Genomic DNA, 13,747 nt, shown 5'->3' with positions numbered 1-13,747 from the left:
ACACCTCTTTTGCTAAGATGGAATCACAGGAAATGGATGACATCTGGTGAAAGGGGTGTTTTTTATGCAGAAAAATTTTATGATCGGCATATCCAGCCGTGCCTTGTTCGATTTGGAAGAGGAAAATGCGATCTTTGAAAGTCAGGGGGTGGAGGCTTATGTGGATTATCAGATCGCACATGAAAAAGAAGTTTTAGCACCGGGAGCGGCGTTTTCCTTAATTCAGGCTTTTCTTGCCTTGAACCGGGAGAGGGACAGCCGGCAGATCGAAGTAGTCATTATGTCTAAAAATAGTGCGGACGCGGCACTCCGCATTTTTCACTCGATCGAATATTATGGGCTGGATATCACGCGGGCAGCCTTGACCGGTGGGGGTGCCATTGCGCCCTATCTGCGTGCCTATGGCGTGGATTTGTATTTATCCTTTAATGCAGAGGAGGTCAAGAACGCCCTGCAATCAGGGATAGCCGCCGGTGTCTTACTGCCCAGAGGAGCGATGGAAAATGGGGGGCATGCTGTTTCGACAAGGACTTTCCCGGGAACCTATCGGCAAGCCTATATGCGGGGGCAGATCAGGCAGCCCTTGGAAATCCGCATAGCTTTTGATGGGGACGCGGTCTTATTTTCCGGGGAAGCAGAGCGTACGTTTCAAGAACAGGGAGTGGAGGCTTTTTGTGCACAGGAGAGAGAACTGGCAGATGTCCCGCTGCGTCCGGGACCTTTTGCCCATGTTTTGCAGTTGATCTCAGAATTGCAGCAGAGGACAGAAGAAATGCGGGAAGGCTGGAAAGAGGATGCCGGAATACCGCGGATCTGCACAGCCCTTGTCACGGCGCGGAGTGCTCCGGCACATGAACGCGTGATCCGTACCTTACGGGCATGGGGGCTTCGGATCGACCAGGCCTTTTTTCTGGGAGGGATGGATAAGAGCCGGGTCTTGGAGGCATTTGGGGCACACATCTTTTTTGATGATAATGAGGAGAATGTGGAGAATGCTTCCGCGGTCGTGCTTTCCGCCAGAGTTCCCTGGGTGGAGGAGACGATGGAGCAGCAGGTAGGATAAAAGATGTGAAAGAAAAACAGCAGATCGACCCCGGCATATGCTATACTGTTAGGGTATGAGATCTTGGAATGAGAGAAGAGGGAGAGATATGATCTGGAATTGTTTTATGGTTGGTCTTGGAGGATTTGTAGGAAGTATTTTGCGCTATCTGGTTGGTCTGCTGCCGCTGGATACAGGAAATGGCTTTCCGATAAAGACATTTTTGATCAATCTTATCGGTGCTTTTCTGCTGGGCTTTCTTTCGGTATGCTTGGGAAAGCGTGTCGATCTGCCACCCCAGGTAGCATTGTTTTTAAAGGTAGGTTTGTGTGGTGGATTTACGACGTTTTCCACCTTTGCTTATGAGTCATCCTCTTTGGTACAGGATGGGCATATGGGCGTGGCGCTTATTTATATGATAGGTAGTTTAGTATTAGGAGTTTTGGCTGCATTGCTGGGACAGTGGATCGCGGGGTAAAAAGATGACAGAGAAAAAACAGGCAGGCTACAACAGGAAAATGCAAAAGAATGATACGAGAGAGAGACAGGAGTGCCCTTATCATAAGAAATGTGGCGGTTGTGAGTATAGCGGCATACCATATGAGGAACAATTACAAAAAAAGGAAAAACGCGTAGCAAAGTTACTGCGGGAATTTGGTAAGGTCGAACCGATCGTCGGCATGTCTTATCCATATTATTATCGCAATAAAGTGCATGCGGTGTATGCGCAAAAGAAAAATGGCGAGGTTATCTGTGGTACATATGAAAAAGATAGTCATCGCGTTGTAGATATCGAATCCTGTTTGTTAGAGAATAAGGGATCAACTGCTATTATTCGTGATATTCGAGGACTTTTGCGGTCGTTTAAGATAAAGCCATATAATGAAGATACTGGTTATGGCTTATTACGTCACGTACTGGTACGTCATGCACATGCGACCGGGGAAGTGATGGTGGTTTTAGTATTGGCATCACCAGTTATGCCATCAAAGAACAACTTTGTTAAGGCTTTACGAAAAATGCATCCGGAAATTACGACGGTTGTTTTAAATATCAATGGGCGTAATACAAGTATGGTGCTTGGCGAACAGGAGAAGGTGCTTTATGGTAAGGGGTATATTGTAGATGAACTTATGGGGATGCGTTTCCGTATTTCTGCAAAGTCTTTTTATCAGGTAAATCCAATACAGACCAAGCATCTGTATCAGGGAGCCCTTGACATGGCTGCCCTGACCGGAAAAGAGAGAGTTTTGGATGCCTATTGTGGGACAGGGACGATCGGCATGATCGCATCAAGGGATGCCAAAGAGGTGACCGGCGTGGAATTGAACCGCGATGCCGTGCGGGATGCCATTACCAATGCCAAGACCAATCAGGTAAAGAATATCTGCTTTGTCTGTCAGGATGCCACGGAATATATCTGTAAGGCGGCAGCCAAGAAGGAACATTTTGACGTGGTTCTGATGGATCCGCCGCGTGCAGGAAGTACAAAAGAATTTGTAGATGCCGTGATTTCTCTGGCACCAGAGCGTGTGGTTTACGTTTCATGCAACCCAGAGACGTTGGCAAGAGACTTGAAATGGTTTTGTAGAGCATATCGGGTGGAGACGATACGCCCATATGACATGTTCCCGTTGACTGGACATTGTGAGACAGTCTGCCTTCTGTCGAAAAAAGCCCAATAAATCAAAGGATTTCGCCATTTTGGGAATAAAATAGATGTGTGTTTCTGTTTCCGTAGAGTGATGATATAATCGGAGATTCACCCCAGGGGATAGGCTTTGGAGAACGGGAAATATACATTTTGGCGAAAGGATACTTTTTCGCAAAAAGGGGGAATATTTACGAGTAAAAAAGTATATCCTAATGATCCATGTCCTTGTGGGAGTGGAAAAAAATATAAGCTTTGTTGTAAAGGAAAACAAGATGATGCAGATTTTGTAAACCCGCTAAATTTATTAGACAATTACAAACTGATTCGAAAAGAGTCCAGAATAAAACAATGTTTACATCCAAATAATGAAGAGTGTTCAGAGAAGATTATAGGAGCCCATTCAATCCAAAATAATAAAATACTAAAAAGGATATCTAGTAACGGAATGGTTTTTATGCCATGTCCGAAACCTGATAATCCCTTTGCACCAATGACGAGTTATGGAAGAAAAGAAGCGACAGTATTCACTGGATTTTGTGGTCATCATGATAAAACTTTATTTCAACCAATTGAGGATAGAGATTTTGAGAAAACTGAAGAACAAGTTTTCTTGTATACATATAGATGTTTTGCTTTAGAATATCATAAAAAGCAGGAAGTTAAAAAAATGGAACAGATTATTTTTGCAAAGAGGCCATCTCTGGTTAATATGCCGGATGCAGAGGATCCTTTTAAAGGGAATAAAATGGCGATTGAGGATTTTATTGAGGACAAAAAAATCTTTGATAAAGCTATTTTGGAAAAAGATTATTCTGTTTTAACAAGTATTATTTGGGAATTTGACAAAGCGGTAAAATTTGCCTGTACAGGGTTTGAAGCATTGCAGTATGATTTGAATAATAGGAGAGTGCAGGATTTGCTGGATTTCAGTAAGCCAGCACAACATGTATATGTCTGCGTTTTTCCTGAAAACGAGAAAACATATTGTATTATTTCGTGGTTTAAGAAAAATGATGGAATGTTTTCGTCATATTATGAACAATTAAATGGCTTGGACGAAGTAAAGAAAAGAAATTTTATTAATAATCTCTTACCAGTGATAAGTGAAAACTTGGTTGTTAATCCGGAGGCATGGGAAAAACTCAGTCAGTCACAGAAGAACGAGTTTGGCTCATATGTTTGGGGGATGGAAACAATAGCTCAAGAAATGGGGATTAAAGTTGATAGAACAGAAGCGCCTTCCTATGATATGTTCGAGTTATAATCATAAATGGTGTTAAGAGGAGTTGGAGGTGTAATAATATGGATGGTAAAAGAATCCAGAATTATTGGTCAAATGAGATGCAAGCCATGTTGGATACTTATAAACAATTTCAAATATTAATTCCAGCAGAAAATAGAAATGGAGCTGCCCATAACGGAGAAGATGGAAGATATGTAGAAACATTAATACGAGAATATCTGAAGAGATATTTACCAAAAGATTTGGAAGTTTTAACGGGATTTATTTTGAGACCAGCAGTAAAAACAGGATTGAAAAATAGAAGCAGGAAAAATGAAGTGGACAGCCATTCCACACAGTTAGATATATTAATTTATGATAGTGCTAAATATCCTATTTTTCAGAGATTTGGAGAAAATGTTATAGTTCCACCAGAGGGCGTTGTAGGTATTATTTCTGTGAAAAAGAATTTACATGAAAATGACATAGTACATGAAGCTCAAGCATTGAAGGCCGCATCAAAATTATGTCGTTGTGTCGATGATAATGGTCAACATTTAAGAGGTCCATTTTTGGCTTTGGTGTCAATGGATGCATTTGAGAAAAAAGAGAAAACTACGGAACAATGGATTTTTGAAAAATTAGAAGGAGTTTATTCTAAGGAAGATGATTATTTTGATGATTTAATAGGATATATTGGTTCGTTTAATAAATGGAGCATTTTTAAAAGACGTCCTCAGGATGGAGAAGTTGGAGAATATATATTTTTTAATCACAGTGAGGAAGAAGTACACATGGGATTTCAGTTTTTGTTAACAGGAATTCTGAGTGTTTATTATGACAAGACTCGTAACTATATCTCAAGACCAGGATTTACAGCGTTTCCTTCACATAGGGCATGTGACAAAAAATTGGGTGATATAGAAGTTAGGGCGATTAGATGATTATTTGGTGGGGAGTATTTCAAACGGGCTAAATATATTACCCCACTTTGAAACCTATTGAATACTTTCGCTATGCAGTATAAAATCAAAGTTCAGGGGAATATTGAAACCGTCTGTCTGCTTTCAAGGAAACCTTGATTTTCTGCGGTTTGTGGGATATTAAGGAGCAAAAATGGATGTGTGTTTTGTAGCCTTATGAATGAATCATTTGAATATCGTAGCAGAGGGGTGTTTTGAGACTCTGCTGAATAATAGGCTTTTGCTAAAAGGTATCACTTTTGTGAAAATGTATGATACCTCCCGGCAGGAGCCTTTTTATATAAAGATAACTTGACTTCCAAATCTTACTGATGTAATATTTACACAAGTGCAGAAGGATTGCGGACGAAATTTTTTTACCACGAAATCTTACGCATGTAATAAAAAGGGTTGAGGAATGCATAGTACGATATACCAAGCAAAGTGAAATTTTTTTGCCTAAAAATCTTACGAATGTAATATTTTGAAGATATAGTGTACATTGAAAATAGAATATGACCATATCAGCAAAGCAAAATGAATGGAGGTCAATATGAAGAAAGGAAGAAGCAGAAACAAGCGAAAGAAAACAAGAAGCAGGCTCCTATGGATTGCGATTGCTGTTATAGGAATAGCTGCGGTAATTTCTGCAGTATGCGTGGCAGGAATGTTGGCAACAAAGGAAAATGCCTGGAGGACACCGGAAGAACTTCTGGTGGAGTACATGGATCATATTCCAAAACAGGAGTATGAAGAAATGTATGCGATGCTACATATTGAGGCATCGGGAAATGTCAGTCAGGAGGATTTTGTAACTCGAAATTCAGCTATTTATGAGGGCATTGAGGTGCAGAATATGACGGTTGAAATTCTGACATATGACGAGGAGCAAATGACGGTAACCTACCAGACTTCTTTCGATACAGTTGCAGGGAATATCAGCTTTGAGAACGAGGCACTTTTCTTGGAGGGCGAAGAAGGCTATAAGTTGGTTTGGGATGATTCCATGATTTTTCCAAATCTGACTTCTACAGATAAAGTAAGAGTTTCCACTACACAGGCAGAACGGGGAGAAATTCTGGATAGGAACGGACGTGTCCTTGCAGGAAAAGGTATAGCTTCTTCGGTTGGAATCGTTCCGGGCAAGGTGGAAAACAGAGAGGAAGCAATTGCACAGATTGCAGAACTGTTGGAAACAACTCCGGAAGCGATAGAAAAGATGCTGTCGGCACAGTGGGTAAAGGATGACTCCTTTGTGCCGATAAAAACCATTCCGAGGGTTGAAAAAATCGAGTTGATGAAGATTGAACCGGACGAAGAGGTGGTGAAAGAAAAGGAAAGACATGAAAAACTACTGGAAATTCCCGGAGTGATGATATCTGATGTTGAAGTGCGTGAATACCCATTAGGAGAAGCGGCTGCACATTTGGTCGGGTATGTTCAAAGCGTTACTGCTGAAGATTTAGAGGAACATGCAGGAGAAGGCTATACAGCCAATAGTGTAATCGGCAGAGGCGGAATGGAGGGTTTGTTTGAGAGTGAGTTGAAAGGACAGAACGGTTGCAGAATTTGCATTGTAAACTCGGAAGGCAAAGAGAAGGAGGAACTTGCTTGGATGCTGGTGCAACATGGGCAGGACATCCAGCTTACGATAGATGCTGATTTGCAGGTTTCCTTGTATGAACAGTTTAAGGAAGATAAAAGCTGCTCGGTAGCCATGAATCCTTATACCGGAGAAGTATTGGCTTTGGTCAGCACGCCGTCATATGACAATAACGATTTTATTATGGGATTGTCCAGTGAACAGTGGACTGCGCTTAACGAGGATGAGAATAAGCCAATGTATAATCGGTTCCGGCAAGTGTGGTGTCCGGGGTCTACATTCAAGCCAATTACCGCTGCGGTCGGTTTGGAATCAGGGGCAATCGATCCAATGGAAGATTTCGGGAACGTAGGCTTAAGCTGGCAAAAGGATGCATCGTGGGGTTCTTATCATGTAACAACACTCCATGCATATGAACCAGTCATTTTAGAGAATGCATTGATTTATTCCGATAATATTTATTTCGCAAAGGCAGCATTAAAGATTGGCTCAGAAGAAATGGAGAGTTCTTTGACTGGACTTGGTTTTAATGAGGAACTGCCATTTGAGATTAAGATGGCAGAGTCGCAGTATTCCAATACAGAGGGAATTGAAACTGAAATACAGTTAGCTGACAGCGGTTACGGACAAGGACAGGTTTTAGTGAATCCGTTACATATGGCTTGTATCTATTCTGCTTTCTGTAATGAGGGAAATGTCATAAAACCGTATTTGGTATATCAGAAAGACGCAGTAGTTGAGTATTGGATTCCAGGAGCCTTTTCTAATGAGACAGCAAGTCGTGTATTGGAAGGAATAAAGAAGGTTGTGAATGATTCTAATGGAACTGGATATGCGGCCCATCGGGATGACATTCTTTTAGCAGGAAAAACAGGTACGGCAGAAATCAAGGCATTGAAGGATGATACTTCGGGTACGGAATTAGGATGGTTTGCAATTTTTACAGCAGAAGATACGGTAGAACATCCTATATTGATTATTAGCATGGTAGAAGATGTGAAAGGAAGAGGAGGAAGTGGACATGTTGTTAAGAAAGACAAGCTGGTTCTGGAAGAGTGGTTTGGCAGCAATTAGCTTTGTATTAATACTTAGTATTTCGGGGTGCAGTGATGCACCTCCGGAAGAAAATACAGTTTTGGAAACGGTAATAGATGTTCAGGATATTCAGGAAAAATCGGAGGAGGATGCAGATGAAATTATAAGCGTCTGCATTGATCTTTATGAGAAAGCAGAAGAAGAAAATAAATTAGCGGATTTGGAAACAATCCGTAGTATTGTAAATCGTCTTGGAGAAAATGGTTATACGGCAGTTGACAATAAGAATCAAATTGATATGACACATGCAGAACAGGTAAAACGATTCTGCAAAATGGTGGATGCAAAGGAAAAGGCAGAAATAACAATTATAGATATTGATGATTTGGGTGGTTTTATCAAATACGATTTGCAAACTAAGGATGGAAATGTAGATGTAATCAGAAGTTATTATGAGTATAAGGATGGGGCAATACAAAGAAATCATATAGGAACTTACCAAGCGGAAGATTGGAATTACACGGAAGAAGGGTATTTGATGTTTTCTGGAATTTATTTTTCGGAAGAACTGTATGCACTTACTTTGAGTGGAATGGAAGAGCACACAGCATTGCGAGTGGAGCCTTTAGATGAGAGATGCAGGGAACTGTCTCGGAAATATCTTCTTCCAATAAGCTTTGAACGGAATAATATGTTTATTGTTGATTGGAGCGAAGATGATTTTGGAGAATTAAATTTTTATGATATGTATGACATTCTTTATCGAAAAGAAAATGGCGAATATGTTCCTTGTGCTGCAGATGACAACCTAGGAGTCGGCGCAGTTTATCGGATTCCAAAGGATGAATTTGAAAGTGTTATTATGAAATATTTTAATATTGATAGTGAAACGTTACAATCAAAAACAGTTTATTATTCTAAAGATTCGACTTATGAATATAAGCCGAGAGGGTTTGAAGAGGTGGAGTACCCGGAATATCCATATTCAGAAGTAGTCGGGTTCACGGAGAACAGTGATGGAACAATTACACTTACTGCCAATGTGGTATTTCCTTATTCAGGCAATTCAAAGGTATATGTTCACGAGGTTGTGGTCCGTGCTTTAGAGGATGGAGGGGTACAATATGTATCCAATCGAATCATACCCTCTGAAGAAAATTGTGAAGAAACATGGCACATGCCTCGCTTGACAGCGGAGGAATGGGAAGAACTGTATGGAGGCGAATGATGGAAGATGTAAAATGGTTGTCGGAAAAATGGGGACTCCCGATTTTGATATTGCTAGTTACAGTAATAGCAGGAATAATCTGTTTGGGAAAGCTGCATACGGAAGAAAAGAAAGTGGCAGAGGAAGTATGGGAGCCTCCGGTGGAAATCGAGGACAGTGAAACGGTAACTTCCATAGATTCAGCATATTGGTTTATTTCACAATCCAGTGATTGTCTTATCTCGGAAGAGGAAAAGGAGCAGCAGAATCGGTCAAGAAACTGGGACAGCAGTAATGTAGAGGATATTCTGATGCCTTGTATGTATGAAGATATTTTTCGGATTTCTACGGGCGAAAATCTGAAAACTGGGGATTGGAAGAATCTGGCAGAGGAATATGAAAGGATAATGACCACTTACTTTCCGGTATCAGTAGAACAGTTGAGAGAGTATTGTGGGTATGATGAGGGCAGCAACAGCTATGAATATGAGATGATTTCTGACAGTCCATATCCACCGTTTGGAGAAGTAGTTGATTATACGGAAAACTCTGATGGAACGATTACTCTGATTGTAGATGGAGTATGGGCAGATTATAATTCCGACTGCGCATTTACAAATCGAATTGTGGTTCAGCCATTTGAAGATGGAACTTTTAGATATTTAGCCAATTCTATTGAACAAAAAGAATTGGAATTGCCAGTCATAGCAAGAATGAATCCTTAATGTGGCTGGAAGAAAAGGACGATATTTATGAAAAAGCGTATTTGGTTCATTGTACTGATCAGTTGCCTGTTATGTGTATGCATAAGGAAAGATATGACATCAGATAGTCAGTTGATGGATAGTAGAGATGTTGATTCTACGGAAGAAAACGAGAATGCAAAAGAAGATGTTGCAGAACAGTGGGAAAAAGGTTATGACCTTCCAATAGATGAGCCGGAAAGAAAAGAAGCAGAGGATGAGTGTAAAATGATTCTGGAGCTTATTTCTGATATTTATACTCAGGCAGATAAAGGGGAGGCAGTTAATACGGTTCTGGATGATAAGACAATCTATAAAATGCAGGATCGGATAAAAGAAAAAGGGTATCCGGTTACAACGATGAAAGCATATGCAGCAATGGAAAATTATAAAAAAGTCGAAGATTTTCTTAAAAACTGTCAGGAAGAGAAAGCTGGTTCGGTTGTGCTTTACGAGTTGCATTCAGATGGTGGCATTGGCAGAGATAAATTTATTTTTGATGGAAAGGACATGTATTTAATAGGTGCGTGTGCTACATGGAACACCAATGATACATATGGATTGTCCTATATTTCTTATGCAAGGATAAAGGAGTGGAAATATACGGATAAAGGATGGTTTTGTTATGAATTATGTGTTCCGGAACCGCCGGAGGTTACAGAGATTGTTGACGGAAGCTGTCTGGTAAGAATAAAGCCATTATCTAAGGAACAACGGGAAATGTCAGAACGATGCGTACAAGGTCTGGGGTATCAGGGAAATAATCTTTTATGCTCGAATTGGGATGCTGACCATATGGAAAAACTGGATTATAACGGGATATATGAATATCTGTATGCAATGAAATACCAGGAAAAGTTTAATTCTGAGAATTATCCAAATGGAATACCAAAAGAGGAATTTGAAAATTTAATTATGGAGTATCTTCCGGTGACGTCAGAGCAGATACGGGAATATGCAGTATTTGATGAGGAAAACCAAACGTATTATTGGGCGCGACTTGGATGCTTTAATTATGCACCGACTTTCTTTGGAACTTCTCTGCCGGAGGTTATCGACATCAAAGAAAATGAAGATGGGACAATCACATTAACAGTTGAGGCGGTTTGCGACATGGTCATTTGTGATGATGCAGTCATAACCCATGAACTTACGGTAAAGTTTGCAGAGGACGGCAGCTTTCAGTATTTAGGGAATGAAATTCTGAATGACGGAATTATGCACATACCAGACTACCAATACCGAATTAAAGAATGATTTGATAATAGTTGTGTTTTGTGGTAATCTTACAGATGTAAGAAAAGGAAGGAGGACACATGAAGAAATTAAAACTAGTTGGAATATTGGCAGCAGTTGTATTAATAGGCGGTGTGATTTCAATTCCGCTTATAAATAACCACACTGCTTATAAAGTGGAAAAGGAATTATGTGAAACACCACTGCCAGAGAAAACGGAATTGATAGAGTCAATATCACGGGCAGGGAAGCTGACAGGTAACGGAAATGGAATGCAGTATTTCGGAGCAATTTTAATTCGAAGTGATTTGTCTTTGGAAGAATTGGATGCTTACTATTCAGGGTACAGAAGTAATGAGTGGGAATATCTTGTAGATATCCAAGAAGGACAAGAGATTGAAGTGGTCGATCATAGTACATTGCAATTTGCGGAGCAGATAGAGAGTAAAGGATATTACATTGTGTATTCGTGGGGAGATGGGAATTCTTTGCTGAAAGAGATAGATATTCGTGGACACTAAAAAGGAGCAAGATGAATTATGAAATATATTTCCAAAATCAGTAAAATCAGTAGCTTCATATTTTACATATTTCTATTGTGCCAATATGGAAGGATGGTGTAAAAATGATTATAAAGTCTATTATGACCGATGAAGATAGAAAAGCATTAGAGTATATGCTTTCGTTAGAATATGCTATGCCATATCAATTACTTAAGACAAAAAATAATAGAAGGAAAATTATTTATATAATGACACCAGTATTATTTTTGTTATCAATCGGCTGCTATTTTGTAAAGAGTTATCCGATGTTTTATGTGGACATGGGGATTTCTATTATTGCATTGATTTGGATTATTTGGTTTCAATCTAAGGGAAAAAAATTTGAAAATAATGTCCATGAATTTGTATGGAATAAATCAAGATATAACAAAGTGGAAATTGATGTTCAGGGAATAAAATTAGAAGATAAAAAGATCTGTGAACTTAAAGAAATAGATAGAGTCTTTTTATACAAAGATTTTTTCTTACTCATAACGAATGAAAAGAAGTTACTTGTACTAAAAACAGTAGGTGTAGAGACAGAAGAACTTATTAAGATTATTAAAGAAGCTGATATCTTATTTGAAAAAAGAGAAGAACCATTTAATATTTATGAATATTGCAAAAAGCAGTAATTAAAAAAAAGAAAAAACGAGTAAAAGTTAATTCTACAGTTAACCTTTACTCGTTTTTGTTATTTCTGTGATACCCAGATATTCATGTCTGACAAGATAGACATGGTTATTTCAGTTGCTTTGCCTCCGGTAGCATCGCTGTTTGCACCAATGTTGGTAGCAAAAAAGTATGTATTATCTGCGGTTTCTACAAAACCAACAAACCATCCATTCACATCCTGGCCATCCACACGGCCAGTTCCTGTCTTTCCATAGAGTGTTCCGGCATCAGAAGAGGAAAGGAGGATGGCGTCTTTTACAGCATTGATGTTTTCAGGAGAGAACTCAAAGCTGTTGTTATGTAGTTTCGTTAAAAGTTCGACCTGCTCTATTGGAGAAATTTTTAAGGATGATTCCATCCAATAAGTGGAGAAATCACCATTCATGTTTTCATTTCCATATCCAATTTCCTGAATATAGTTATAGACGGAAGAACTCCCAAGCTGTTCATCCACTGTCTGGAAGTACCAGTTAACGGAGGAGTTCATCGCAGACTGTAAGGTCTGATCCGCATTCCATGCTTCAAATGGATAGCTTTCTCCATTCCATGCAATAAATGAGTTTTCTGGTGTAATGACACCTTCTTCCAAGCCGAACAAGGCATCATATATTTTGTAGGTGGAGTTTGGTGCTACTCGCAGGGTAGCATGCTCTTTGTCATATATGCTCCATGCATCATTTCCCAAATCGTATAAAACAAAACTGCCTTCGTATTCTCCGAAGTATGTGGAGCGGTCTACATAGGAAACATTCTCAGAAGAGGAGTCCCATTGGTAGTAGTTTTCGTCGGCTGCGTATGTAGAAATAAAAGGAGCAAAACCTAACAGGAGAACAGCAGTCAGTACAAATGCCGTCATACCTTTTAGCCTTTTTGTAAATGTTGGCTTCTCATAAGATGCAATATTGATGATTCTTCGTTTCATCTGTTTCATGTTTCCACCAAGGCCGGCAGCAAATGGAAAAGGAGTAAGCGATACTTTTTCCGCAAAGTTAATCAGTGTATTGCCATATTCCTCGTAAGCATCCTCTTCAAGCATCTTTAAAACAGAGGTGTCACAGGCAACCTCTCTGTCATTACGCATTTCTTTCAAAGCGTACCAAACGAGAGGATTGAACCAATATACCACTCCAGCAAGGTTCATCAGATAACTGGCAATAGCATCTTTGTGCTTATAGTGCTGCAGTTCGTGCAACAGCATATACCGCATATCGGATTCGTTATAATCAGAGATCAGATGAATCGGAAGATAAATACGCGGTTTCAAAAGTCCAACAATAATCGGAGATTTCAAAAATGCGGTACTGTAGACAGGAATATCTCTGTGAATCCCCATCTCTTCTAAGCAGTGATGATATAGTATGCGGACTTCCTTGTTCTGAAGGGGAAGTGCAGATTTCTCCAAGTTGCGTAAACGGAGAGAGGATTTGATTACCAAAATAATCATTGCAAGAATACCTACAATCCATATCCCTAATAATATGTATCCGGCAATGGATGGTGTCTCGCTTTTTACAGAAAGTGCGAAGTCATTCATCCAGTCTGTATTTCCGGTCGGATGAATTCCCATAGCTTCTCCTATAGCGGTTGCGGTACCAGAAGCAGGAGAGCTTCTTAAGTTACCAAGCCAGGAGAAGATTTGCGGAAATCCGATGAGACGGAACGGTATAAAGGGAACTACCAACAACCCAAGCAGCAGGAACCACAGATTATACTGCATCCGGCTGGAAAGGTTGTTTTTGAATATCCGCTTGGCTATCAAAAGAATTCCGATGATACCGCTGATAAATACATTGCATATGAAAAAGCGTATCATAAAATTAGCCACG

11 protein-coding genes and 1 pseudogene are annotated in these 13,747 nt (G+C 39.8%); 11 read left to right on the top strand and 1 reads right to left on the bottom strand.

Annotated features, from left to right (window positions below; translation table 11 throughout):
• Positions 1–64: 64 nt before the first annotated feature.
• The 11 genes and pseudogenes from DW183_RS01015 to DW183_RS00965 all read left to right on the top strand — a co-directional run bounded on the left by DW183_RS01015 (position 65) and on the right by DW183_RS00965 (position 11,881).
• Positions 65–1,063, top strand: coding sequence for a 5'-nucleotidase (locus DW183_RS01015; protein ID WP_118280237.1), 999 nt, complete (start codon positions 65–67; stop codon positions 1,061–1,063).
• Positions 1,064–1,151: 88 nt separating this feature from the next.
• Positions 1,152–1,520 carry a fluoride efflux transporter CrcB gene (crcB, locus tag DW183_RS01010; protein WP_207722455.1) on the top strand — a complete coding sequence of 123 codons (369 nt, stop codon included), beginning with the start codon at positions 1,152–1,154 and terminating at the stop codon, positions 1,518–1,520.
• Between the two features lie 4 nt (positions 1,521–1,524).
• Positions 1,525–2,727 (top strand): 23S rRNA (uracil(1939)-C(5))-methyltransferase RlmD, encoded by a 1,203-nt coding sequence (rlmD, locus tag DW183_RS01005; RefSeq protein WP_118280236.1) that lies wholly within the window; start codon positions 1,525–1,527, stop codon positions 2,725–2,727.
• A 165-nt stretch (positions 2,728–2,892) separates the two neighbouring features.
• A pseudogene (locus DW183_RS12905) lies at positions 2,893–2,964 on the top strand (SEC-C metal-binding domain-containing protein); the annotation flags it as partial.
• Positions 2,965–3,998: 1,034 nt separating this feature from the next.
• Positions 3,999–4,862: a DUF6602 domain-containing protein gene (locus DW183_RS00995; RefSeq protein WP_055232099.1), complete on the top strand. Its 864-nt coding sequence runs from the start codon at positions 3,999–4,001 to the stop codon at positions 4,860–4,862.
• 571 nt (positions 4,863–5,433) lie between these two features.
• Positions 5,434–7,557: a penicillin-binding transpeptidase domain-containing protein gene (locus tag DW183_RS00990; RefSeq protein WP_118280234.1), complete on the top strand. Its 2,124-nt coding sequence runs from the start codon at positions 5,434–5,436 to the stop codon at positions 7,555–7,557.
• Positions 7,505–8,746, top strand: coding sequence for a DUF6070 family protein (locus DW183_RS00985; protein WP_118280233.1), 1,242 nt, complete (start codon positions 7,505–7,507; stop codon positions 8,744–8,746). The genes DW183_RS00990 and DW183_RS00985 overlap by 53 nt, the downstream gene beginning before the upstream one ends.
• A complete protein-coding gene (locus tag DW183_RS00980; RefSeq protein WP_118280232.1) occupies positions 8,746–9,450 on the top strand; it encodes a DUF6070 family protein in 705 nt (234 codons plus the stop codon). The genes DW183_RS00985 and DW183_RS00980 overlap by 1 nt, the downstream gene beginning before the upstream one ends.
• Before the next feature lie 27 nt (positions 9,451–9,477).
• Positions 9,478–10,725, top strand: coding sequence for a DUF6070 family protein (locus DW183_RS00975; RefSeq protein WP_118280231.1), 1,248 nt, complete (start codon positions 9,478–9,480; stop codon positions 10,723–10,725).
• Between the two features lie 59 nt (positions 10,726–10,784).
• Positions 10,785–11,225: a hypothetical protein gene (locus tag DW183_RS00970; protein ID WP_117482135.1), complete on the top strand. Its 441-nt coding sequence runs from the start codon at positions 10,785–10,787 to the stop codon at positions 11,223–11,225.
• 104 nt (positions 11,226–11,329) lie between these two features.
• A complete protein-coding gene (locus tag DW183_RS00965; RefSeq protein ID WP_118280230.1) occupies positions 11,330–11,881 on the top strand; it encodes a hypothetical protein in 552 nt (183 codons plus the stop codon).
• Between the two features lie 59 nt (positions 11,882–11,940).
• Here the strand turns inward: DW183_RS00965 and DW183_RS00960 are convergent, their stop codons facing one another.
• The gene (locus tag DW183_RS00960) at positions 11,941–13,746 is read right to left on the bottom strand and encodes a BlaR1 family beta-lactam sensor/signal transducer (RefSeq protein ID WP_118280229.1); all 1,806 of its coding nucleotides are present in this window, start codon (positions 13,744–13,746) and stop codon (positions 11,941–11,943) included.
• Position 13,747: the final 1 nt, after the last annotated feature.

It is taken from the genome of Roseburia sp. AM16-25, from assembly GCF_003473825.1.
Taxonomy (GTDB): domain Bacteria; phylum Bacillota; class Clostridia; order Lachnospirales; family Lachnospiraceae; genus Pararoseburia; species Pararoseburia lenta.
This window is presented reverse-complemented; position numbering and strand designations above follow the sequence as displayed.